This is a genomic window from Halorubrum orientale (genome assembly GCF_059623105.1).
This window is the reverse complement of record NZ_JBSPSR010000006.1, coordinates 61,023-83,950: the sequence shown is the minus strand read 5'-3', so window position 1 is coordinate 83,950 and position 22,928 is coordinate 61,023. Positions and strand designations below refer to the sequence as shown.

24 protein-coding genes and 1 tRNA gene are annotated in these 22,928 nt (G+C 66.4%); 12 read left to right on the top strand and 13 right to left on the bottom strand.

Annotated elements, in window-relative coordinates; all coding sequences use genetic code 11:
- The first annotated feature begins 17 nt into the window (after positions 1 to 17).
- Positions 18 to 1,322, top strand: a complete 1,305-nt coding sequence (aspS, locus tag ACWUI7_RS07230; RefSeq protein WP_496641546.1) for an aspartate--tRNA(Asn) ligase — start codon at positions 18 to 20, stop codon at positions 1,320 to 1,322.
- An 11-nt stretch (positions 1,323 to 1,333) separates the two neighbouring features.
- Here the strand turns inward: aspS and ACWUI7_RS07225 are convergent, their stop codons facing one another.
- Positions 1,334 to 2,176 (bottom strand): NAD(+)/NADH kinase, encoded by an 843-nt coding sequence (locus tag ACWUI7_RS07225; RefSeq protein WP_496641545.1) that lies wholly within the window; start codon positions 2,174 to 2,176, stop codon positions 1,334 to 1,336.
- A gap of 604 nt (positions 2,177 to 2,780) precedes the next feature.
- A tRNA-Gly gene (locus tag ACWUI7_RS07220) sits at positions 2,781 to 2,851 on the bottom strand.
- 110 nt (positions 2,852 to 2,961) lie between these two features.
- On the opposite strand from ACWUI7_RS07220, the gene ACWUI7_RS07215 reads away from it, so the two are divergent.
- A complete protein-coding gene (locus tag ACWUI7_RS07215; protein WP_496641544.1) occupies positions 2,962 to 4,398 on the top strand; it encodes a M28 family peptidase in 1,437 nt (478 codons plus the stop codon).
- 49 nt (positions 4,399 to 4,447) lie between these two features.
- Here the strand turns inward: ACWUI7_RS07215 and ACWUI7_RS07210 are convergent, their stop codons facing one another.
- A complete protein-coding gene (locus ACWUI7_RS07210; RefSeq protein ID WP_496641542.1) occupies positions 4,448 to 5,299 on the bottom strand; it encodes an NAD+ synthase in 852 nt (283 codons plus the stop codon).
- 295 nt (positions 5,300 to 5,594) lie between these two features.
- On the opposite strand from ACWUI7_RS07210, the gene ACWUI7_RS07205 reads away from it, so the two are divergent.
- A complete protein-coding gene (locus ACWUI7_RS07205) occupies positions 5,595 to 6,185 on the top strand; it encodes a TrmB family transcriptional regulator (protein WP_496641541.1) in 591 nt (196 codons plus the stop codon).
- Positions 6,186 to 6,229: 44 nt separating this feature from the next.
- On the opposite strand, the gene truA is transcribed toward ACWUI7_RS07205, so the two are convergent.
- Both truA and ACWUI7_RS07195 read right to left on the bottom strand, forming a co-directional pair.
- The gene (truA, locus tag ACWUI7_RS07200) at positions 6,230 to 7,108 is read right to left on the bottom strand and encodes a tRNA pseudouridine(38-40) synthase TruA (RefSeq protein ID WP_496641540.1); all 879 of its coding nucleotides are present in this window, start codon (positions 7,106 to 7,108) and stop codon (positions 6,230 to 6,232) included.
- Positions 7,101 to 7,538, bottom strand: a complete 438-nt coding sequence (locus ACWUI7_RS07195) for a universal stress protein (RefSeq protein WP_496641539.1) — start codon at positions 7,536 to 7,538, stop codon at positions 7,101 to 7,103. The genes truA and ACWUI7_RS07195 overlap by 8 nt, the downstream gene beginning before the upstream one ends.
- A gap of 131 nt (positions 7,539 to 7,669) precedes the next feature.
- Between ACWUI7_RS07195 and ACWUI7_RS07190 the strand changes: the two genes are divergently transcribed.
- Positions 7,670 to 8,236, top strand: coding sequence for a peptidylprolyl isomerase (locus ACWUI7_RS07190; protein WP_496641538.1), 567 nt, complete (start codon positions 7,670 to 7,672; stop codon positions 8,234 to 8,236).
- Between the two features lie 4 nt (positions 8,237 to 8,240).
- Here ACWUI7_RS07190 and ACWUI7_RS07185 read toward each other — a convergent pair whose 3' ends face one another.
- Positions 8,241 to 8,690, bottom strand: coding sequence for a universal stress protein (locus ACWUI7_RS07185; RefSeq protein WP_496641537.1), 450 nt, complete (start codon positions 8,688 to 8,690; stop codon positions 8,241 to 8,243).
- Between the two features lie 116 nt (positions 8,691 to 8,806).
- Here ACWUI7_RS07185 and ACWUI7_RS07180 point away from each other — a divergent pair, with 116 nt between their 5' ends.
- On the top strand, positions 8,807 to 10,390 hold the full coding sequence (locus ACWUI7_RS07180; protein ID WP_496641536.1) for an amidohydrolase: 1,584 nt from the start codon (positions 8,807 to 8,809) through the stop codon (positions 10,388 to 10,390).
- 103 nt (positions 10,391 to 10,493) lie between these two features.
- Positions 10,494 to 10,745 carry a SelT/SelW/SelH family protein gene (locus tag ACWUI7_RS07175; protein ID WP_496641535.1) on the top strand — a complete coding sequence of 84 codons (252 nt, stop codon included), beginning with the start codon at positions 10,494 to 10,496 and terminating at the stop codon, positions 10,743 to 10,745.
- 52 nt (positions 10,746 to 10,797) lie between these two features.
- On the opposite strand, the gene speB is transcribed toward ACWUI7_RS07175, so the two are convergent.
- From speB to ACWUI7_RS07155, 4 genes are all read right to left on the bottom strand, one after another.
- Positions 10,798 to 11,622 carry an agmatinase gene (gene speB / locus ACWUI7_RS07170; RefSeq protein ID WP_496641763.1) on the bottom strand — a complete coding sequence of 275 codons (825 nt, stop codon included), beginning with the start codon at positions 11,620 to 11,622 and terminating at the stop codon, positions 10,798 to 10,800.
- A 9-nt stretch (positions 11,623 to 11,631) separates the two neighbouring features.
- Positions 11,632 to 12,006: a translation initiation factor IF-5A gene (locus ACWUI7_RS07165; protein WP_435161102.1), complete on the bottom strand. Its 375-nt coding sequence runs from the start codon at positions 12,004 to 12,006 to the stop codon at positions 11,632 to 11,634.
- A gap of 70 nt (positions 12,007 to 12,076) precedes the next feature.
- A complete protein-coding gene (locus tag ACWUI7_RS07160; RefSeq protein WP_496641762.1) occupies positions 12,077 to 12,346 on the bottom strand; it encodes a hypothetical protein in 270 nt (89 codons plus the stop codon).
- A 1-nt stretch (position 12,347) separates the two neighbouring features.
- On the bottom strand, positions 12,348 to 13,478 hold the full coding sequence (locus ACWUI7_RS07155) for an aminotransferase class I/II-fold pyridoxal phosphate-dependent enzyme (protein ID WP_496641534.1): 1,131 nt from the start codon (positions 13,476 to 13,478) through the stop codon (positions 12,348 to 12,350).
- An 86-nt stretch (positions 13,479 to 13,564) separates the two neighbouring features.
- Here ACWUI7_RS07155 and ACWUI7_RS07150 point away from each other — a divergent pair, with 86 nt between their 5' ends.
- The 4 genes from ACWUI7_RS07150 to ACWUI7_RS07135 all read left to right on the top strand — a co-directional run bounded on the left by ACWUI7_RS07150 (position 13,565) and on the right by ACWUI7_RS07135 (position 17,766).
- The gene (locus tag ACWUI7_RS07150; protein WP_496641533.1) at positions 13,565 to 15,211 is read left to right on the top strand and encodes a succinic semialdehyde dehydrogenase; all 1,647 of its coding nucleotides are present in this window, start codon (positions 13,565 to 13,567) and stop codon (positions 15,209 to 15,211) included.
- Between the two features lie 129 nt (positions 15,212 to 15,340).
- Positions 15,341 to 16,369: a thymidylate synthase gene (thyA, locus tag ACWUI7_RS07145; protein WP_496641532.1), complete on the top strand. Its 1,029-nt coding sequence runs from the start codon at positions 15,341 to 15,343 to the stop codon at positions 16,367 to 16,369.
- Complete coding sequence (locus tag ACWUI7_RS07140; protein ID WP_496641530.1) at positions 16,369 to 16,938, top strand: dihydrofolate reductase; 570 nt, start codon at positions 16,369 to 16,371, stop codon at positions 16,936 to 16,938. The genes thyA and ACWUI7_RS07140 overlap by 1 nt, the downstream gene beginning before the upstream one ends.
- A gap of 72 nt (positions 16,939 to 17,010) precedes the next feature.
- A complete protein-coding gene (locus ACWUI7_RS07135; protein WP_496641529.1) occupies positions 17,011 to 17,766 on the top strand; it encodes a competence/damage-inducible protein A in 756 nt (251 codons plus the stop codon).
- Here ACWUI7_RS07135 and ACWUI7_RS07130 read toward each other — a convergent pair.
- From ACWUI7_RS07130 to ACWUI7_RS07120, 3 genes are read right to left on the bottom strand one after another with little or no spacing between them, the layout of a single operon-like run.
- Complete coding sequence (locus tag ACWUI7_RS07130; protein ID WP_496641761.1) at positions 17,763 to 18,866, bottom strand: ABC transporter permease; 1,104 nt, start codon at positions 18,864 to 18,866, stop codon at positions 17,763 to 17,765. The two genes, ACWUI7_RS07135 and ACWUI7_RS07130, sit on opposite strands and share 4 nt — an antisense overlap.
- A 29-nt stretch (positions 18,867 to 18,895) precedes the next feature.
- On the bottom strand, positions 18,896 to 19,603 hold the full coding sequence (locus ACWUI7_RS07125) for an ABC transporter ATP-binding protein (RefSeq protein WP_496641528.1): 708 nt from the start codon (positions 19,601 to 19,603) through the stop codon (positions 18,896 to 18,898).
- A complete protein-coding gene (locus ACWUI7_RS07120; protein ID WP_496641527.1) occupies positions 19,596 to 21,059 on the bottom strand; it encodes a CARDB domain-containing protein in 1,464 nt (487 codons plus the stop codon). The genes ACWUI7_RS07125 and ACWUI7_RS07120 overlap by 8 nt, the downstream gene beginning before the upstream one ends.
- 138 nt (positions 21,060 to 21,197) lie before the next feature.
- Between ACWUI7_RS07120 and psmA the strand changes: the two genes are divergently transcribed.
- Complete coding sequence (psmA, locus tag ACWUI7_RS07115; protein WP_496641526.1) at positions 21,198 to 22,013, top strand: archaeal proteasome endopeptidase complex subunit alpha; 816 nt, start codon at positions 21,198 to 21,200, stop codon at positions 22,011 to 22,013.
- Positions 22,014 to 22,061: 48 nt separating this feature from the next.
- Entirely contained in the window at positions 22,062 to 22,925 is an 864-nt protein-coding gene (locus tag ACWUI7_RS07110; protein WP_496641525.1) for an MOSC domain-containing protein, read from the top strand.
- Positions 22,926 to 22,928 lie beyond the last annotated feature (3 nt).

Sequence of the window (22,928 nt, the reverse complement as noted above, 5' to 3'; positions counted from 1 at the left end):
CTGAGCCACCTACACACATGATCGACCGAATACACACGTCGGCGGTCGACCCGGAGATGGACGAGGTCGCCGTCGCCGGTCACGTCCACGAGATCCGCGACCTCGGCGGGCTGGTGTTCTTGATCGTCCGCGACCGCGAAGGGCTTGTCCAGGTCGTCTTCAAAGAGGAGCGCGAACCGGACCTGTTCGAGGCGGTCGAGTCTGCCGGCTCCGAGGACGTTGTCCACGTCGTCGGTGAGCCGGTCGCAAGCGACCAGGCCCCCGGCGGCGTCGAGATCGCTCCAACTGACTACGAGGTGCTCGATACGGCCGACTCGCCGCTTCCGCTCGAAATCTCGAAGGACGTCAACGTCGACCTCTCGACGCGGCTCGACAATCGAGCGCTTGACTTACGGAAGCCGGAGACGCTCGCGGTGTTCTCGTTGCGCTCGAAGCTTATGACCGCGATGGAAGCGTGGTTCGACGAGGAGGGCTTCGTCGACATCAAGACCCCGCTCATCTCGAAAGGCGGTGCTGAAGGCGGTGCCGAGCTCTTCCCGATCCTCTATTACGACCGCGACGCGTTCCTCTCACAGAGTCCACAGCTGTACAAACAGATCCTGATGGCTGCCGGCTACGAGGCGGTGTACGAGACGGGGACCGCGTTCCGTGCAGAGGATTTTGCCACCTCACGACACGTCTCTGAGATCGCGATGTTCGACGTTGAGCTGGCGTACATCGACGACCACCACGACGTGATGGACGTCCAAGAGGAGTCGCTGCGTCACGCGCTCCGCGTCGCCGACGACACCGCGACCCGCGAGCTTGAGCTGCTTGACGTCGACCTGACGGTCCCCGAAGAGGACTTCCCGCGAATCACCTTCGACGAAGCGCTCTCGATTCTCGAGAGCAAGTTTGGCCACTTCCCGGAGGACCCGACCGACCTCGATACCGAGGGTGAGAGGCTGCTCGGTGAACACTTCGCCGAGCAGGGCCATCCCGCCTTCTTCGTCGTCGGCTACCCCGACGAGAAGTTCTACTACATGCAAGACGTCGACGTCGACGAGGTCGCCTCGCGCAAGTTCGACCTGATATACGAGGGCCAGGAGCTCTCTTCGGGCGGCCAGCGCGAACACAACGTCGACCGTATGGTGGCAGCCATGGAAGCAGCGGGCGTCGAACAAGCGAACTTCGAGTTCTATATCGAGGCGCTGAGCTACGGCACGCCCCCACATGGTGGGTACGGCCTCGGCATCGACCGGCTGGTACAACAGGCCGCCGGACTCGACAACATCAAAGAGGCAATCATGTTCCCGCGCGATCCGACCCGGCTCGAACCCTGAGCGCGGCGGCCTCAGGACAGTTTCGTCAACGCCTCATAGAAGTCTCCTTCCGGTCCTGCGATCCGCATCGGCGGATGCGACCGCTCTACCCGCACCGTTACTGGTCCTGAAACCCGCCTGGCGTTCCGCCCATCGGCGACGACCGTAACGCCATCCGGGTCATGAACGGTCACACCAACTGTCGCGTCAGCGTCGACCACGATCGGCGGCATCCCCGTTCTCGCCGCCATCTCGTTGACAACGAGGCCGTCCACGTCTGGAGCGACGAGCGGCCCGCGCTCCGAGAGGTTGTACGCCGTGGAGCCTGTCGGTGTCGCTACGAGTACGCCGTCGGCTCGACCTGTCGAGTACGGCGAGTCGTCGACAGCGAGTTCGTACTCGATCCCACTTCCGGGCCCACGTCGGTCGCCGTGCACGACAATCTCGTTGGCAGCCGGGACCGACTCCCACTCGTCGGTCCAAGCGACGAGCCGCGGGGCCTCGCGAACGCTGAGAGCTCCGTCGGCCAGTCCGTCGAGTGCCGAGCGAACGGCGGCGGTCGCCGACGCCGGCGGGACGGCGTTGAGAAAGCCCACCTCACCGAGGTTGACCCCGAGTACCGGCGTCTCGCCGGCATTCCGCGCCACGAAAAGAAAGGTCCCGTCGCCGCCGATCGCGACAGCGAGATCACACGTGTCGAGCGCTGCCACGGGCCGTCCCGTCACTGCCGGCGCATCGGTCGCAGACATGAGACTCGATGCGGTCTCCTCGTCGACCCACACTGTCTCGCCGCGGTCGCGAGCCACCTCGTACACGTCGAGCGCGGTCGCGACCGCCTCGTCGTTCCCCTTTCGCGCCACGATCCCGACGTTCATGCGTGACGCTCGGACGCCGGATGGATAAAGCGTGGCGACTGCTTCGAGCCGCTCGACGTCTCCTCTCGTGCAGTCAGCTGATCGACTCTTGGGTGACGACGTCAGGATGACTCTCATCTATATCGTGGCGCGCGCCTCGCGAGCACGCCGAAGGCGGGCTCACGAGCGCGTGCGAGGGATGAGCGAGTCGCCTGTGGGCGACTCGCGAATCGGCTGGGGAGGGTGTGGCTGTAAGAAGTGTCCGGCTATCGCGCGGTCGTGTTGGTCACAACTCTCACACCAGTATCTGCGAGCGAATCGGCTGGGGAGGGTGTGGCTGTAAGAAGTGTCCGAGTGTCGCGCGGTCGAATTTCTTCACACAGCCATTTTCACCGTTCTCTCAGGATATTCAACAGATGCACTGTCCACGGATGTCTCTCACGGTGTTCGAGACATGTACCGTCTGGGAGTCTCGTGAGCGAAGCGAACGGGACAATGGACGGTGCGACGTATGCACCGTCCGGGAATTGAACCAGAATCAGACGTGCTCGTTCATGCTATTGGCTGCGCGCGACTGATAGGGTTCAATTCCCGTCCGCCGATGTCTCTCACGGTGTTCGAGACATGCACCGTCCGGGAATTGAACCCGGGCTATTAGCTTGGGAAGCTAATGTCCTACCACTGGACCAACGGTGCTCTATTCACGGTACCGAAGCGTCACACTTCAACTAATCGGTCGCGCGCTGACTGTACCCGGCGACGGCCACAGCGAGAACGGTCTTGTCCCCGCGACACAGACATGCGGTGTGACCGACGACATCGACACACGCGCCGATCCGCACGGCAGCAGTGACGAAGCACAGACCGCAGCGATCCAGCGGGTGACCGCCCAGTACCAGGCGCTCGCACCGACCCTAGGCCAGACGTGGGCGACCGATGCGCCGTGGCGATTCCTCACCGATCTCACCGCGATCGGGAGTCGAATGGCCGGGAGTGATGGCGAGCAAGAGGCGGCCTCACTCGTCGTCGACGCGTTCGAGGACGCCGGTGTTCAGGCCGTCCACACGGAGTCGTTCGAGCTGCTGGCTTGGGAGCGGGGGGACGCGATGTTGTCCGTGACGACGACAGGCATGAACGGGACCGACCGAACGCGTGAGTTTCCCGCGCTGGCGCTACCGTACACACCGAGCGGGTCGGTATCCGGCGAACTCGTCGACGTCGGCTATGGGACGCCCACGGAGATTGCCGCCACCGACGTGACCGACGCCATCGCGGTCGCCTCGACGACGACGCCGCCAGGCTCGCGGTTCGTCCACCGAATGGAGACGTTCGGGTGTGCAGTCGAGGCTGGAGCCAGCGGCTTCATTTTCGTCAACCACGTCGACGGGCAGCTCCCGCCGACGGGGTCGCTCACCTTCGGCAAGGAGGCCACGGCGGTCGCGGTGGGCGTCTCGTCGGAGACCGGCGCGTGGCTCCGCGAGTACGCCCGAAACACCGATGGACCGACCGGGACCACGGCGCTGTCAGTCGAGGCGTCGGTTCGGCCGGGGACCTCACAGAACGTGGTCGGTCGGCTCGGTCCTGCCACCGAAGAGCGGCTGTTGGTACTCGCACACTACGACGGCCACGACATCGCAGAGGCGGCACTCGACAACGGGTGTGGCATCGCCACGCTCGTGACCGCGGCGCGGATCCTCGCAGCCGCCGACCTCCCGATCGGCGTGGACGTCGTCGGCGTCGGCTGTGAGGAGGTCGGGCTGCTCGGTGCCGAACACCTCGCGTCGACCACCGACCTCGAGCGGATTCGCGGCGTCGTCAATGTCGACGGGGCAGGACGGTTCCGCGACCTTCGTGCGCTCACGCACACCTCCGAGACGGCCGCGGCCGTAGCCCGAGCGGTGTCGACGGCGACCGGTCAACCGATCGCGGTCGAGGAGACGCCCCACCCCTTCTCGGATCAATGGCCGTTCCTCAGGCGAGGAGTTCCTTCGTTACAGCTCCACAGCGACACCGACGAGCGCGGCCGCGGCTGGGGACACACGCACGCAGACACCCGCGACAAAGTCGACGACCGGAACCTCCGTGAACACGGGATACTGGCCGCGCTCGTGGTCGCCGAGTTCGCGGCACCGGCGCGGTCGCCGGGACGACTCGCCTCGGAGACGCTCGCCAGGGCGTTCCGCGAGGCCGACTTCGAGACGGGGATGCGCGCTGCCGACCTCTGGCCAACCGACTGGGCTTGATTCTTCCGGACTGGTTCCTCGATTTCCCGGTATCGGCCGTACTAGACGCTCACGACGATCGGCTCGGCATCGGGGGACGTCGGCGCTTGTGGGCAGTCGTCCGGTACCGCTCAAGCAGTCCGTCGACGACGTCGCGGTCGACGTCGAGCTGTGCGGCGATCGTCTCCACGTCGTGTCCCTCGTCGACGCCGAGTCGCAACACGGGGTCGATCACGGTGTAGTCGGCACCGAGGTCTTCGGCGTCGCGCTGACCCGCGACGATACCGGCTGTCGGTGGCTTCTCGCGCACAAACCGGGGCACGTCGAGTTCGACGGCCAGCGCCTCGACCTCCGTCTTGTAGAGGTGACCGATCGGGAGCAGGTCGGCCGCCCCGTCGCCGTATTTTGTCACGTACCCGAGGAGCCGCTCGCTTCGATTGGTTGTCCCACACACCAGCCGGTTCTCGGCGTTCGCCGCAAGGTACGCCATCGTCATCCGGAGCCGCGCGGTCGCGTTTCCGACGAGCGTCGGTCGGTCGTGGAGTTCGAACCGGTCCGGTGTGACGCTGCCGAACTGCGCGAACAGCGGCTGGAGGTGGATCGTGTCGGATTCGATCCCGAGCGCCTCGGCGAGCGCCTCGGCGTCCCAGGTGTGGTGGACACCCAGCTTCGTGGAAGGCTGGATGAGTCCGTACACCTGTTCGGAGCCGAGCGCCTCGACCGCGAGCGCCGCGGTGACCGTCGAGTCGAGCCCACCGCTCAAGTTCACCACCACACCGTCCGCATCAGCCGACATCACTGACTCACGGAGGAACGACGTGGCTCGCTCTCGTGTTACTGACGGGTCGACCCGCCACGAGTCGTCCGTCGGTTGGTCCCTGTCGCGGTCCGTCTCGGTGCCGTCTCGTGTCGCAGTGTCCATGTCAAGTCGGCGTCGCTCGTGTGGCCGCTTATACGCTCTGTGGGTATTGTTTAAGGAATACGCGGGGGTGTTTCAGCACTGTCACGCCAGAGCGGTGGCGAATCGATCACCGATTGCCCGATGACGGCCCGCGCTCCGTGAGGTGCCGGCGTCTCTGGCTGGATGAACCGCACGTTTGTCTCCCACTGGCCCATATTATGACACCACACGAGATATTTCGGTCCAGATCTGCGAGTTAACAATATTAGGAGTTAATAACCAAACATTTATTCATCAAAAGACTTTGTTAATGGATATGTCCTCGCTAAATCTGAGTTCAAGCCAGGAGCGGATCCTCACGTCGCTTGTAGACCTCGCTGAGGGGCGTGAAGACGCGGTCTGTGGCCGACGAATCGCAGAGGCGATAGACCGGAACCCCGGCACGGTCCGGAACCGCATGCAGAGCCTGCGGTCACTCCAGCTCGTCGAGGGCGTTCCCGGACCGGACGGCGGCTACCGCCCGACCAACGAGGCGTACGAGACGCTCGATCGAGAGCGAACAGCTGATCCGATATCGGTCCCCGTCGAGCGGAACGGAAGTCCGATTGAGGCGGTCACGGTCCGGGAAATAGACCTCTCAAGCGTGACCAACCCGGAGCTGTGTCGCGCCGAGGTCGTCCTCTGTGGCTCGGTCCGTTCATTCGAGCGGGGTGACCACGTGCGAGTGGGGCCAACCCCGAGTGCGGGCCTCCGGCTCGTCGGTGTCGTCGACGCGGCAGACGTCGACGGGAACACGCTCATGCTCCGTGTCGACTCCATGGAGACCCTTTCAGAAGACGCAGCGACCGTCGTTGACGCGGCGACGGACCCCTCAGAGCCCGTGAGCGGCCGGTCGGCGAGTGACTGAGGCCTCCGGGCCACAGACACCGACACCACGGCTGGCGCGAGCGGTCATCGTCTCCCGACGTTGGCGGCGTTCGCGACCCGCATACAGAGCGCTTCGGTGACGGCGGCGGCTCGGCTGGCGTCGCGGTGTCGCTCTCTGAAGGCGTCGCGAGCGCTCGCTGCTGCGGTCTCATCGACGTCGAACGTGACGCCCGGGTACGAGACGTCCCACAAGACAAGTGGCGTCGCAGGCGCGGGACCGACGCCATACTCGCCGGAAATGGGCTCCGACTTGAGGAGCCGATCGAGGAGCGGCGCGTCCGCGGCTCCGCGTGCGACCTGCGTCGCGGCCGCAACGAGCCGGCGAACGAGTGCTCGCGGGAAGCCGTCGGCACCGACCTCAACGAGCAGTACGTCGCCCGAGCGCGTTACTGTCGCCCGCACGTCTCGGACGGTTCCCGTCTCGTCGGTCGTGAGATTGTGGAAGTCGTGTTCACCGGAGAGCCGGTCGAGCGCGGCTACGAGCACGTCCTCGTCGATTGCGGGTTCGTCGTCTGGCAGTTCCTCGAGGGGCGCATACAGGTGATAGCGATACGTTCTCGCGGTCGCGTCGTGGGTGGCGTGAAACGCCGTTGAGACGTCGGCGGCCGCCCAGACGCGGATCGAGTCAGGAAGCGTCGCGTTGAACGCGCGGGGACTGAGCCACGTCGGCGCGTCGAACGCCACGGTCTGTGCGACCGCCGAAACACCGGCGTCGGTTCGTCCGGCCGCGGCGTACCCCGGTGGCGTGGCGCGTGTGGGTCCATCTCCTCGGTCGAGCACGTCGTGATCCGCGAGGGCGGCGAGCAACGTCCCCTCGACCGTCTTTGCGTGCGGCTGTCGCTGGAAGCCCGCGTACGGTCGGCCGTCGTACGCGACGCGGTACGCCCGCATCAGCTTACGCATCTGGATCGCGTATCGGCACGGTGCACACCGGCACCGGTGCGGTGCGAACGACGTGTGCCGTGACGCTTCCCAAGAGGAAGCGCTCAAGGCCGGTTCGCGCGTGGGTCGGCATCACGACGACGTCGGCATCGACGTCGTCAATCGCGTTCGCGATGACGCGACGTGGGTCGCCGCGAACGACGGTTCCGTCGGTGTTGATGCCAGCGGCCTCGAGGGTCGTCGTGACCGATTCGACGCGACGTTCGGCGCTCGACTCGATTCGGTGGGCGGCCGCGTCCGACCACGATGCTGAGCGCGAGCCCGGTGGGACGTCGACCGCGCTGACGACGTGAACCGTCGCATCTGTCGGCCGCGCGAGTCGCTTCGCGTGCGGGATCGCGTCGGTGGCAACACTCTCCGGTGCGACCGGGAGGAGGACGTGCTCGTACACGACTCAGCCTGTGCTCGGTGGGCGCAAAACGCTACCGGCGGGTTCCTAGGCGGGACACGATCACAGCGTGGGCTGGCACCCATCCGGCTGGGATGGGCAGCGTTTTCCGCGGGGCGACCCTGCTGTGACGTATGGGACGAGACGTGTCCACCCCCGAGAATCCGCAGGTAACACTCCACACGAACCACGGCGACGTCGTGCTCGAACTGTTCGCAGAGCGCGCACCGCGCACGGTCGAGAACTTCCTCGGCCTGGCCCGCCACGACCCGGCGGCCGACACCGAGCCCGCGCCCGGCACCACCACCTGGGAGGATCCAGAGACCGGCGAGGTGCGCGGTGACTCGCTGTACGCGGGTGGCATCTTCCACCGCGTCATCGACGACTTCATGATCCAGGGCGGTGACCCGCTGGAGTCCGGTCGTGGCGGCCCCGGCTACCAGTTTGACGACGAATTCCACGATGACCTCTCCCACGACGGGCCCGGCATCCTCTCGATGGCCAACTCAGGACCGAACACGAACGGCTCTCAGTTTTTCATCACGCTTGCAGCAACACCACACCTCGACGGCAAACACGCCGTCTTCGGTCAGGTAATAGACGGGATGGACGTTGTCGAGACAATCGGCTCGGCACCGACCGACCGCCAGGATGCCCCCCGGGAGACGGTTTCCATAGAGCGCGTCACCGTCGAGGAGTAAGCACTCAGCCCTCAACGGTCGTCTTCACGATGCTGACGGGTGCAGTCGACTGTCGCGACACCCGCTCGGTCACCGACCCGAGTAGCCGTCGGTATTCGCCCGAGTGCGCCTTCGATCCCATCACGGTGAGGTCGACGTCTTCGTCGGTGATGTATCGCAGTATCTCTTCATGCGGTGTGCCGTATCCGAGGTGGGTGACGACATCGACGCCAGCACTCTCGGCGCGTGCTGCGACCGCATCGAGTGCCGTACGTCCTGTGCCTTCGAGCGTCTCCTCGGCGCCTTCCGCGCCGCTGATAAACTCGTCGCCGGAGTACGCGTTGATCACGTCGGTGTCGACGACGTACAACACGTGTAGCGTCGCGTCGTAGCGGTCGGCAGCATCGATTGCGTGGTCGGTCGCACGGTCGACGCCTTCGGTACCGTCCGTCGGGAACAAGATTGTGTCGTACATGCCGCATAATTCGGCCGAATCCCGGATAAATTGTCCGCCCGGTTCTCGCTGGCACGGAGTCCGCACCGTCGACCGGGCTCCCAAACGATTAATCTCTCCGGGCAGCGACATATATCATGACCGAACCCGCCGACCGCGTCTTTTGTAATGGCGCGGTCCACACGCTCACCGAGCCCGACGAGACCGTCGAAGCGGTCGCCGTGCGAGACGGGCGCATCTGCCGGCTCGGGACCACCTACGACGTCGAGTTCCTCGTCGGGGTCAGCACCGACGTGGTCGACCTAGCGGGTCGAACGCTGCTTCCAGGGTTCGTCGACGCACACACGCACCTCACGACCGTCGGGCGCTCGCTCGTCCACGCCGACCTCGGCGTTGCCGACTCGCCCGCGGACGCGGTCGACCGCTTGGCCGAGCGCGACGCTGTCGTCGACGCGACCGATCCCACCGAGTCGGTTCCGAGCGCTCCGTGGGTGCTTGGCTACGGCTACGACGAGTCGACGTGGACCGACGACCGGTACCTGACCCGTGCGGACCTCGACCGCGTCTCGACGGACCGGCCGGTCGCGGCGTTCCGGGAGGACATGCACGTCGCGGCGGTCAACGAGGTCGCACTCGAGCGGTTCGCGGACGCCCTTGCGGCCGCCCCGCCGGGGACCGTCCCGACGGACGCGAACGGCGACCCAACAGGGGTGCTGCTCGAGGCGGCTATCGACCCGATATACGAGGCGGTCGAGCCAGGCGTTGAGGGAACCCGTGCGGAAGTCGAGGCAGGACTCAGGCTGTGTCGCGAGCAGGGAATCACGACGTTTCACGACATGGTCCGTGACTCACATGCGCCACGGGTGTACCGCGAGCTCGAGGAGGCAGGTGAGTTGACCGCCCGAGTCCGGATCAACTACTGGACCGACCACCTCGACGCGGTGCGTGAGGCGGGGCTCCCGACGAATGCGGGCTCTGTGTTCGTCCAGACGGGCGCGATTAAGTCCTTTTCCGACGGGAGCTTCGGCGGCCGGACGGCGAAACTCACCGAACCGTACGCCGACGCGCCCGCAGAGACCGGACAGTGGGTCGTCGACCCAGACGCGCTCGGCGAGTGGGTCGCTGCTGCGACCGACGCCGGCTACCAGTTCACCACACACGCCATCGGCGACGCGGCCATCGACGCGGTGATTGAGGCCTACGAGACCGACGCGGTCGACGACCCAGGGATCGCACGTCACCGGATCGAGCACACCGAACTCGCCGACGATACCGCTATCGAGCGGCTCGCCGAGACGGGAATCGTCGCCAGCGTGCAGCCCAATTTCTTGAAGTGGGCCGGCGAGGACGGCCTCTATGAGGCGCGCTTAGGGCCCGCACGCACCGCTCAGACGAACCGGTACCGCGACATGCTCGATGCGGGAGTGCGGCTGGCGTTCGGCTCCGACGGGATGCCGATGGACCCGTTGTATGGGGTCCACTGTGCGGTCACCGCACCGGCCGACTCCCAACAACTCACCGTGACCGAGGCGCTCCGGGCGTACACCGCCGGTGCGGCGTACGCCGGCTTCGACGAGGACCGACTAGGCACGCTCGAACGAGGCAGGTGTGCCGACTTTGTGGTACTTGAGGAGTCGCCATGGACCCCCGCAGAGACGATCTGTGACATCGACGTGGCGATGACAGTCGTCGACGGGACGGTGGTCTACGACGCGCGCTGAAGCGTCAGCCGTGGTTGGTGGTTCCCTGCTGACAGCCCACACAGATTCCCGCAAGCGCTGCCCGAAAACGCTAGTTATTAATTGTGTAGTTCTAAACGCGGGTATGGCAGAGATAGCCATCGAGTACGCCTCCGGCAATCGCCTCCGAGCCGAGGCAGAGACGGCACGGCGCCTGATAGACGCCTACCTCGGTGACCGCTCAGACGTCGATGCCGTCACCCTCGCGCCGTCTGCGGAGTCGGTGTTCTGTGTCAGTGTCGAAGGCGATCGCATCTGGTGTACGAATCCTCGCGAGTGGATCGACTCCATGGAGGCGGTCTCGGCCGCCAGAACCCGCCTCACTGAGAGAGCGTAATCGAGTTGGCAGTCGACTCGAAGCTCACACCAACGAGAGCGACCATCTAGAGTCATTCATACGCCGCAGCCGCGTTGGCGAAGACGAACGCACGAAGGAGCCGCCCGGCGAGGGCCGCCGCCTGGCCGTCGTCGCGGTCGTTCACCTCGACGACGTCGAACCCCGCGGCGTGTGGGGCGACCGCCCGCACCAGATCGTGGACCTCCCGCGGATGGAGCCCGAACGGTTCCATCGTTCCGGTTCCCGGCGCAAAGCCTGGGTCGACCCCGTCGATGTCGACCGAGAGATATGCTGTCTCGTCGGCGAAGGTGTCCGTATCGACCCCGTCGACCCACGCGCGAGCGTCTTCGGGCGCAACCACTTCGACGTCCCCGTCTGCCGCCCGATCCCACTCGGCGGCCGAGCCCGTCCGAGCACCGACGACCACGACGCGGTCGGCGACCGCGAGCGCTCGTCGGGTGACACAGGCGTGGCTCCAGCGGTTGCCGTTGTACGCCTCCCGCAGGTCGAGGTGGGCGTCGACGACGACGAGGGCGTCTGGATCGACAGCCTTGACGCCCGCGTAGGTGACCGTGTGCTCGCCGCCAAGCACCAGCGGTACGCTGCCGTCGAGCCCGACGCTCCGTAGTTCTGCGGCGAGGTGGTCGAGGTACTCGGAGACGTCGTCCCACGGTGCGACGTCGCCGGCGTCGTGGACGCCAAGTGCAGAAAAGTGCGTCTCCGTGCGGTGGTCGTAGTCGTCGTGAGCCGTGGCGAATCGCCGAATGCGGTCGGGACCAAAGCGGGTACCGGGGCGGAACGTCGTCGTGACGTCCAGTGGCGCGCCGACGACCGTGTACGCCGCCTCGTCGCGGTCGGCGCTCGCACCGGGGAACATTCGCACCGACTAGACGACCTTCCGCTGGCCCTCGTACTCGAGGTATTCGATCGTGTCGTCCGAGGCGAACGACTCGCCCTCGGGGATCCGCATCGTGAACGTCTCGTAGGTGTCGAGGTCCATCACCTGCGCGTCGTCACCGGAGACGGAGACGACCTGCCCCTGCTTCCGCTCGATGATCGGGACCCACACCTTCGCGTCGACCGGCTGCGAGAGCGAGCGCTTCTTCTCGTCGAAGACGCCCTTCCCCTCGACACGGGCTTTTGCGCTCCCGTGTTTTCCAGGTTTTGCGGTGCTGTAGTGGTTGATCTTGCAGGGCGAGTCGTCCATCATGACGTAGCTCCCCTCTTGAAGTTCTCGGACCTGCTTCTGCTCTCGCGGCATACTCCGGATTCTCCGGGCGCAGGTATAAACGGTACGGAACCCGCCGGCGGCGTCCGTGACGGGCTTCCAGTCAGTTCTCGCCTGGCTCGTCGTCCGGCTCGTCCGCCTCCTCGTCCGGTGGCACGAACTGGCCTGTAAGTAGGTAGCTCGTGACAAAGAGCGCGAGGAAGCCGACGCCGACGGCTGCAGTCGTCCGCACCACGAACGGGAAGTCCTGCCAGAGGAAGTATCGATCGGCGACCGCGATGGCGACGAACGCGACCAGGATCACTTTCTGCTCGTCGGTCGGGTCGCGAATGAATCCAACGACGTCGTCTCTGAGATCGCTGACGACGCCCACGTCACTCACCCCCCGTATCGGCCGTCACCGCCTGCCGCGCCTCGATGACCCCGCTCACCCGATCGAGTCCCGTTTCGAGTTCGTCGGTAGGCAAACCGAAGCCGATCCGGAAGCGGTCAGGGAAGCCGAAGAGATCACCGGGCGCAAGCACGACGCCCGCATCTTCGACGACCGTCCGACAGAAGTCGCGGGCGTCCGTGAACCCGTCTGGGATCGTCGGGAACGCGTTCACACCGACGGGCTCGTGCCAGGACAGGTCGTGTCGGTCGACCCATGCGGCGACACGTTCGCGATGAGCCGTGGCGAGGTCGCGGTTCTCGGAGAGGATCGTCTCCTCGCGTCGGCCGAGCGCCTGCTTCGCGACGTGCTGGCCCACAAGCGCCGGCGAGATGGTCGTGTAGTCTTTCCACTGCCAGGCGCGCTCGACGAGCGGCTCGGGCCCGGCTATCCACCCGAATCGCAGCCCGGCCAGCCCGTACGCCTTCGTCAGACTCGTCGTCGAGATGCCATGTGCCCCGAAGCTCGCGACCGGCGGGAGCGGGTCGCTCGCAAGTAGCCGGTACACCTCATCACACAGCAGGTAGGCGTTCGACTCGACGGCGACGTCGTAGACGGCTCGCATCACGGCCTCGTCGTGGTATCGACCGGTCGGGTTATTCGGGTTGTTCACGACGACAACCGCCGTGTCCTCGCGCACAGCGTTGGCGACCGCCTCGGGGTCGAGCTCCCACGTGGGTGCTGAGAGCTCCACGCGAGTCACCTCGCCAAACGCCTCCGGGACCGCGTGAAGCGCCTGGTACGTCGGTGTCACGACGACCGCGTGTGAGCCGCTGCCGATCTCGTCGTCGCCGACCGCGTCCGCCGATCCGACGAGCGAGAGGAACGCGAGGAAGTTCGCCTCTTGGGTGCCACAGGTGAACAACACCTCGTCCGCGCTGCGGCCGTAGCGGTCGCCCACCCGTGCCCGGAACGCCGGGTCGCCGTTCGTCGGGATTACGTACTCCATCGTGCCCGGATCGAGGTCGAACCGACTGGCCTCAAGCGATCGAATCCCGCTTTCGGCCAGCATGATGTCGGCCTCGTGCTCGTACGCTGCGAACCACCGCTCGAGCCCGAACGGGTCGATGTCCATGACCCCTGTGTGCCCGGCGGCGAGTTAGGTGCTGCGGTCGCTCGTGGCCGACACGGCTTTGCCTTCAGCGCGACCAGTAGTATTTGATGGCTACGGACACCCCGCCGACCGCAGTCACGGCCGCGTCGACGCTGTCATCGGAGCGACTCACCGCGCTCGCCGACGGCGCCGTCGGGGGCAGCGACGAGCCGATAACCGTCACCGCGCCGGCAACGACGGAGCGGATCGGCCGCGTTCCGGCTACTGCGGCCGACGACGTCGCACAGGCGGTCGAGACCGTCCGCGAGTCGAGCGCGGGAGCGGCGTGGGCCGACCGACCGGCGCGCGAGCGGGCGGCCGTCCTCGACCGCTTCGCTGACCGTGTCACCGAGAACCGAGCGGAGCTGCTCGACCTCCTCCAGCTTGAGACTGGAAAGTCCCGGCGGACCGCAGCTGAGGAGATCCTCGAGGTGCCGATGGCGTGTCAGTACCTCGTCGGGAATGGACCGGCAGTGATGGCCGACGAGCGACGGGGGGCGGCGATCCCTGGGCTCACGACCGCGACAGTGACGTACGACCCCGTCGGCGTCGTCGGCGTCATCTCACCGTGGAATTACCCGATGACGCTCGCGGCCGCGGACGTGCTCCCCGCGCTACTCGCCGGCAACGGGGTCGTGCTCAAGCCGGACGAGAAGACGCCGTACACCGCGCTAGCGCTCGCCGAACTGCTCGAAGCAGCTGGGCTCCCCGAGGGGGTTCTCACCGTCGTCACCGGGAGGGGCGAGACGGCCGGCCCGGCGCTCGTCGACCACGTCGACCACGTGGCGTTCACCGGGAGCACCGAGACCGGCCGGGCGGTTGCCGCCCGAGCGGGCCAGAACCTGATCGACTGTTCACTCGAACTCGGCGGCAACAACCCGCTTGTCGTGCTCGCTGACGCCGACCTCGAGACGGCTGCCCGCGGCGCAGTCCAGGCGTGTTTTTCGAACGCGGGACAGCTCTGTCTCTCCGCCGAGCGGCTCTACGTCGTCGAGTCCGTCTACGACGCCTTCCTCGAGGCCTTCGTCCGTGAGACCAACCGACTCACGCTCGGCACCGCGTACGACTACGACGCCGACGTCGGATCGCTGATCGACGCCGCCCAGCTCGACCGCGTTCGCTCACACGTCGATGACGCGCGGGATCGCGGGGCGGTCGTCGAGACAGGCGGCCGACACCGACCGGACGTCGCTCCGTACTGCTTCGAACCGACCGTGTTGACGGGCGTCGAGCCGGACGCAACGGTCGCCTGTACGGAGACGTTCGGCCCGGTCGTCTCCGTGGGGCCAGTCGCCGACGCCGACGCGGCGGTCACAGCGGCGAACGACTCGCCGTACGGCCTCAACGCGAGCGTCTGGTGTGGCGATACAGCCCATGGTGAGGCAGTCGCGCGCCGGATCGAGTGTGGGACGGTCTGTGTCAACGACGGGATCCTCTCCGGGTGGGGCGCGCGTGACGCGCCGATGGGCGGCGTTGGAGACTCCGGAATCGGGCGGCGTCACGGTCCCGAAGGGATCCGGCGGTTCCTCGAGCCCCGGACAGTAAGCGTCTCGCGTGTCGGACCGTTCAGCTTCCCCGATCGTATCCCGACCGGCTGGATCGTTTCCGGATCGCTCGCGGCGGCATCGACTGTCCGACACGTCTCACGGAACGCTCGGGCGGTAACGCGCCGCGTGAAACGGGCCGTCGCCGACCGACGTCAACCGCGCGAGTGAGTGCGGTCGCCTCCACGTGTGGGTCCGCCGCTCGCGGACGGCTTCGTCCCGCAGCCTTATGACCGATCGCGAGCACAGTACGTGTATCCGACCGCCGCGGCGCCTCGCGCGCCACCCCTACACCCCACAATGAAACAGTACCACGACCTCGTCGACGACGCGCTCTCTGCGGGCGCGTACAAGCCGAACCGAACCGGCGTGGACACGATCGCGACGTTCAGCGCACACTACACCGTCGACCTCGCCGCGGGGTTCCCGTTGCTCACCACGAAGCGGATGGACGGCTACCGATGGAACTCGCTCATCCACGAGGTGCTCTGGTACCTCTCTGGCGAGGAGCACATCCGCTCGCTGCGCGAGGAGACGAAGATCTGGGACGCGTGGGCCGACGAGGCGGGACGGCTCGACACCGCCTACGGTCGCTTCTGGCGACGATTCCCGGTGCCGGACGATGACGCGACGCTCGATGGCGAGTCGTGGCCCGACGACGCGAACCGCTGGGTGCACGTCGAGACCGCCCCTGATGGCACCAAGCGGCGTGTCTTCGACCAGATCGGGTACATCCTCGACACCCTCCGCGAGGATCCGCACTCGCGACGGATGGTGGTGAGCGCCTGGCACCCAGCCAACGCGGCCGTCTCGACGCTCCCGCCGTGTCACTACACGTTCGTGGTGAATGTCCAGGACGGACGATTAAACGTCCACCTCACCCAGCGCTCCGGCGACATCGCGCTTGGCGTCCCATTTAATCTCGCGGCCTATGCCCTGCTCGCGCAGGCGCTCGCACAACGGACCGACTTTACCGTAGGCGAGTTCGGCCACACCATCGTCGACGCACACGTCTACTGCGGACAGGGCGCACGCGGCGAGTGGTACGCCGACCACCTGCCGGAGCTGCAGGAACGACTCGCGGCCGTCGAGACGCCGGCAGCGTATCGTGACGTGCGAGACTGGCTGGCAGAGACGGCCCCCGCAGAGCCAGCAGACGAGTCGGGGTACGACCACGTCCCTGGACTGCTCGAACAGCTCTCGCGTGAGCCGCGTGCGCGCCCCCGTCTCGAAATCACAGATGTTCCGCTCGACGAGCTGCGGTACGAGGACGTCTCGCTCGTGGAGTACAACTGCGCTGATGGGCTCTCGTTTGCGGTGGCCGAGTGATGTCCGACGACGCCCCTCCGCAGGCTGAAGACGACGATACGAATCCGAGCGCCGACACGAGCGATGCGGACGTTTCGTTCGTCGTCGTGGCGGCGATAGCCGAGAACCGCGTTATCGGTGTCGACGGCGGGATGCCCTGGCACTACCCTCGCGACCTAGCTCACTTCAAGACGTTGACCACGGGCCACCCGGTCGTGCTCGGCCGGGTCACTTACGAGAGCATCCTCGAACAAATAGACGAGCCGCTACCCGATCGGACCAGCATCGTCCTCACGACACGGGATCTTGACGTCCCAGACGACGTGGTCACCGCCGGCGGGGTTGAGGAGGCGACCGCGCTTGGACGGCGAGCCGCGGCCGACCGCGACGTCGAGACCGTGTACGTGATCGGTGGGGCGAGCGTATACGAGACGTTCCTCCCGATTGCCGACCGCATGGTACTAACCGAGGTTCCCGAACGGCCGGACGGCGACACCCGGTTCCCGGCGTGGGACGAGGAGGCCTGGGAGGAGACGGCGCGTGAGGCTGCCGACGACCTCGCGTTCGTCACCTACGACCGGGTCAAGTGAGACGGCGCGGCGGGTGGCGGTCGACGCCGTCACACCGAAGCGCTCTCCCGTTGTCACGGCGAGGTGCAATCGATGGACGTTGCACTGATCACAGTCGGCGACGAGCTCCTGTCCGGCGACACGGTGAACACGAACGCGAGCTGGCTCGCCGAGCAGCTGGCAGACCGCGGTGTGACCGTCCCGCGCATTCTTGCATTGCCGGACGAACGGGCGACGATAGCCGAGCGGGTCACAGCGTACGCCGACGCCTTCGACCGCGTGATTGTCACCGGCGGGATCGGCGGAACCCCGGACGACGTGACCGTCGAGGCGGTCGCGGACGCCTTCGACAGAGACCTCACGGTGTCACCGGTCGTCCGCGCAGACGTTGAGGCTGGGCTCGCCGAGATCGAAGCGCGCGTCCCCGACCGCGACGTGGACGTGGACGTCGACGCGGAGGCGGCACTTCCCGCAGAGAGTCGACCGTTGTTGAACGAGGCCGGACTCGCGCCAGGATGCGTGCTCGAGAGCGTCTACGTCTTTCCGGGGATTCCGGACGAGCTCATGTCGATGTTTGCGTCCATCGCGGACGAATTCACCGGTGAGCGTCGGTCACGGTTCCTGTACACCGTCGAGCCGGAGGCGAATATCGTTCCCTCACTTGAGGAGGTAATGCGTCGGTACGACGTCACGGTCGGCTGTTATCCCGATCGCGCGGCGAAGCACAACCGGCTCAAGATCGTCGGGACCGACGCGGCCGCGATCGACGACGCGGCGACGTGGCTGTTGACGGCGATTGACGCGAGCAAAGAGCCGGTCTCGCGCGACTGGGAGTCTGTCGACGGCTAGCTCCGAAGCGCTTCGACGGGCCGTTCGTTCGCGGCCTTCCAGGCCGGATACGCGCCGCTTACTAACCCGACGCCGACGCCGAACGTGAGCGCCAGCGCCAGATACGTCCCGTTCGAGGGGTCGAGGACCACGTCGGTGTCAACCGCCGGCGTCGAGACGACGAGCCCGGCGACCACGACGACAGTCAATGCGGTCCCGACGACTGCCCCGATCGCACCGATGAGCCCGGCTTCGGCAAGCAGGACGCGAAGCACGTCGCGTCGGGTCACCCCGACAGCACGCATCACACCGATCTCCTGCCGGCGCTCCACCGTACTCATCAACATCACGTTGAGGATCGAGACGCCAGCGACGACGAGTGAGATGCCGCCGAGCCCGAGCAGGAACGTCCCGAGCAGGTCAAAGAACTCATTGATCTCGTCGACGATAGCTGCCAACTCGAAGACGTCGACGCGCGCTTCGCGGGCGTTTACCGACTCGCGGATCGACTCGGCAGCGGCGCGAGCCGTAGTACCGGAGTCGGCCACCACAAGGACCTGGTCGTAGCCGGTACCCGTGAACGCCGACTTGGGGAGGAAGACGGCGTCGTCGGGAGCGACCGGGCTGAACGTCTGGCTCTCGGCAAGGACAGCGACGACCCGGGTCTGGGCCCCGGCGACCTCGACGCGGTCACCAACCGCCAGACCGAGGCTCTCGGCGACACTCGCCCCGACGATCGCCCCGTTTCGATGTCGCTCCGGCAGCGCTCCGTCGGCCGCAGTGAACGCGAGACCAGGCTGTTCGACGCCGTACACCGTTGCGAACTGCTGGTCGGTGGCACCAGAAACGATCGCCCCATCCGAGCGGAGCGGAACCACGGCCGGCTCGCCCACGGCGCGACGGATCGCAGTGACGTCGGCGTCGGTGAGCGACTCCACCCCGGCGTCGGCGTTCGGTGAGAGGACCACCTGTGTACCGATGTCGCCAATTGCGTCGTCGGCGCCGAGCGCGAGGACGTTCCCAAACACGCCAAGGGTTGCAACGGCGAACACGCCGATTGCGACGCCTAAGACCGCGAGCACCGTCCGGACCCGGTTTCGCCGGAGGTTTCGCGCCGCCATCGCCACCGAGGACCGCCACGCGCCAAGGGTCACGGGTCACCTCGCACGTTCGGGTCCGGCGCTTCCTCGTCGGCTCCAGGTGAGAGCACGCCGTCTCTGAGCTCGACGACCCGGTCGGCGAACGACTCGACGATCGGGTCGTGGGTGACGGCGATGACGGCGACGCCCTCCTGTTTGACCCGCTCGAACTCAGCGAGTATCGACTCACCGGTCTCGGTGTCGAGGTTGCCGGTCGGCTCGTCGGCGAGCAGCACCGCCGGCTCGTTGATCAACGACCGGGCGATCGCTACCCGCTGTTTTTGCCCGCCGGAAAGTTCGGTCGGCTCGTGGTTGAGTCGGTCGCCGAGTCCGAACCGATCGAGGAGTGTCGCGGCTCGCTCGTCGGTGTCGCCCGGGTCGAACGCCGTCGGCAGGGTAACGTTCTCGACGGCGGTGAGCGTCGGCAGCAGGTGAAAGTCCTGAAAGACGAAGCCAATCGACTCCTTCCGGGCGGCTGTCCGTTCGCGCACGGAGAGACTCGTCACGTCGGTCCCGTCGAGGCGTCGCTCGCCGGCTGTCGGGTCGTCTAACAATCCAAGCACGTTGAGAAGTGTCGACTTCCCAGATCCGCTCGGGCCGACCACGGCGACGAACGCGCCGGGTTCCACCGCGAAGTCGACATCATCGAGCGCGATCACCGGCTCTGTGCCACCACCCGGATAGCGCTTTTCGACGCCGCGGAGTGAGACGCTATACATCTCGTCGCCGAACGACAGCGCCGACCACAGCCGCGAGTCCAACGCCAACAGCCAGCGCCCAGCCGAGCCCGGTCGGCCCGCCGCCGAGGAGTCCAGTGGCTCCGACGCCACCGAAGACGGTCGCCGTCCCGGTTGCAGACTCGTTTGCAGACTGTGGCGGCGCCGGTGTCTCAAGTGCGACCGTCTCGACGTAGCGCACGCCACGGTCGGTGTAGGCGATTTCGACGGGAATCGTCTCTGCTGCCGATGCGTTCGCGTCCACGGTGAGTTCGAACGGCACGAAGTCGTCGCTCGCGACGCCCCCGATGAAGTACCCACCACCTGCGGGGGTGGCCTCAACGCCGGGTGCATCGCCGACGGAGACGACGACGCCAGTGATATCGGGACTCCCCGCGTTCGCGAGGTTCGCGTCGATCGCCACCGACCCCTCACCCGTCTGGGTTACCGTCGCATCGGTAACGACCGGCCGTCCCGCACTCTGGGGGTACACGAGGTCAACAGTCGCACTCCCGGTGGTGCCATCACCCGTCGGCGGGCTGGCGGTCGCGCGGAAGGCGGCGCTGAACGTCACGTCGGTCTGGCGGTCAAGCGAGCCAAGATCAACGACGACCCGTCGCGCTTCGCCCGGCGCGATGTCCTCGATGACGAACGGTCCGGCCGCGAGCGTGTCGTTATCGGCATCGCTTCCTGACGCCTCATCGCCGCCGACGGCTGCGTTCCCACTCGCATCGAGCGGTCCGGTACCGGCAACGGCCGCACCCGACGCGGTCACGCTCACCCGCTCTGCGGAGACGGTCCCCGTGTTTACCACGGTAAGAGCAACCGGGCCGTCCATCACTGTCGGCATCACCTCGTCGTCGTTTCCAGTTTCGAGGCCGCCACCGCCGCCACCGAGAATGCCGTCGATGCCGTTCACGCCGCCCACGTTGACCCCGCTGTCGTCTTCGTCGGTCTGTAAGTCCTCCGGTGCGAGCGGTCGCGCCCGAAGGGCGATCGACGGCTCTGCTGGGTCGACATCGACAATGACGTCTCGAGTGACTGTCACGGTCGGTGGGTCGTTCGGATTGGCGTCTTCGTCGTCGCCAACAGCCTCGTCGACAACTACCTCGACAGTGAGTCGGTGCTCGCCGGGTACCTCGAACGTCGTCCAGAGCTTCGTTTCGAGCGTGTCGCCCGCCGACAACGAGCCCGGTGTCGACGCCTCATCGAGGGTGGTGTCGTCGGCGTCAAGGAGCCGAACCGCAGTCACCTCACCGGCATCCGGGCTGCCACCGGAGTTGGCGACGGTGACGTTCATTTCGGTTCGTTCGCCAACCACCGGTTCGCCCGGTGTGACGGTGACCGCGTCAACGGTTATTCTGGCATCCGGCACGGCACCGGCCGTACCAATGGTGCCGACGGCGCCGGCCACCACGAGGCTCGCGACAAGAAGCACTGGGAGGACATTCGAATCCACGTTATTGTGTCGTACGCGCTCGTGACCCATATACTCGTCGTGGGTGCGGGAACGTACCGGTTGAGCAGGCTTTTTCAACCGTGCGCCATAATCACTCGTAATGGATTACCTCGCCACTGTGCGAGCGGGTGGGCATCGATGATGGGCGGTAACGACCAGCAGGCGTACGACCGCGGTACATCGCTGTTCTCGCCTGATGGGCGGATATACCAGGTCGAGTATGCCCGCGAGGCGGTCTCTCGCGGAGCCCCAAGCCTCGGCGTCAGAACGGCAGACGGCGTCGTCTTCGTGGCGATGTCGCGGGCGACGTCGTCGCTCATGGAAGCTGAAAGTATCGAGAAGCTCCACAAGCTCGACGACCATCTCGGCACCGCGAGCGCGGGCCACGTCGCCGACGCCCGCCAGCTGATCGATCTCGCCCGTCGGCAGGCGCAGGGGAATCGTCTGCGGTACGGTGAGCCGGTCGGCGTCGAGACACTGACGAAGTTCGTCACCGACCACATCCAAGAGAACACCCAGCGCGGTGGAACCCGTCCCTACGGTGCGGCGTTGCTCATCGGCGGTATCGACGACGGCGAACCGCGTTTGTTCGCCGCAGATCCATCCGGGACGCCCAACGAGTGGAAAGCAACTGTCATCGGCGGCGGCCGCTCGACGATCCAGGGTGTTTTCGAGGACGACTGGGAATCAGATCTCTCGCTGACGGATGGCATTGAGCTCGGCATCAGCGCACTCGCCGAACACGACGACGAGTTCGACCCCGCAGACCTCGCCGTCGCGACGATCACCGAGGCAGACGGCTACCGACCGGTACCCGAAGATGAGGTCGCAGACGCGTATGCGGCTGCGGGACTGGGGACCGAGGAGTCCAGCGAGGGCGACGATGCCGCTGCGGACGACGAGAGCGACACTGATTCGGCTGCGGACGACGAGAGCGACGACACAGCCGAGTGACGCCACGGCCGAAGTGACGTTTTTGCACCAGCGGTCCGAACAGCTGTCATGACTCGCCTCGACAGCCTCGTCGCGTATCCCATCAAGTCGCTTGACGGGGTCACCGTCGAACAGGCTGCACTCGGCCCCAACGGGGTCCTTCACGGCGACCGCTCGTACGCGCTCGTGGAGGCCGGTGTCGACCCCGAGACCGCCTCTGTCGGCGGTGGCGGCGGCTACGTCAATGGCAAGAGCGAGCCAGCGATCCACCGACTCCGTGCGAGCTACGAACTCGCCGGGCCGGCCGACGCGACACCCACTGCCGTCACGCTCGAACGTCCGGCAACCGGCGACGTCACAGCCGACACGGCCACGTTCACACTCCCAGAAGAGCGCGACGCGCTGGCGGCCTGGGTCGGGGCGTACCTCGGCTACGCGGTCGACCTCGTCCGTGACCCGGGAGGATTCCCCGACGACCGCGCCGCCCCCGGTCCGACCGTGGCCAGTGTTGGGACCCTCGTGGCCGTCGCCTCGTGGTTCGACGCGGTAGCCGGCGGCCACGAGATTCGCCGACGGTTCCGCCCAAACATCGTGCTCGCCGACTGTCCGGCGTTCTTCGAAGACCAACTGTTCGCTGACCACGGTGCGGCCGTCCGATTCACCGTCGGGGACACAACGGTGCTCGGCGTCAACCCCTGTCAGCGATGTGTCGTCCCGTCACGGCACCCCGACACCGGCGAGCAGCTCGAGAACTTCCGGACACGGTTCGTCGAGCGACGGCGCGAGACACGCCCCTCGTGGACCGAGACCGACCGCTTCGATCACGACTTCCGACTCATGGTGAACACGGTTGTTCCGGAGGCGTCGTGGGGGCAGGGTATCGAAGTCGACGACCCCGTACGCGTCGACGGGACCGTTTCGTTCGACGGGTAACCC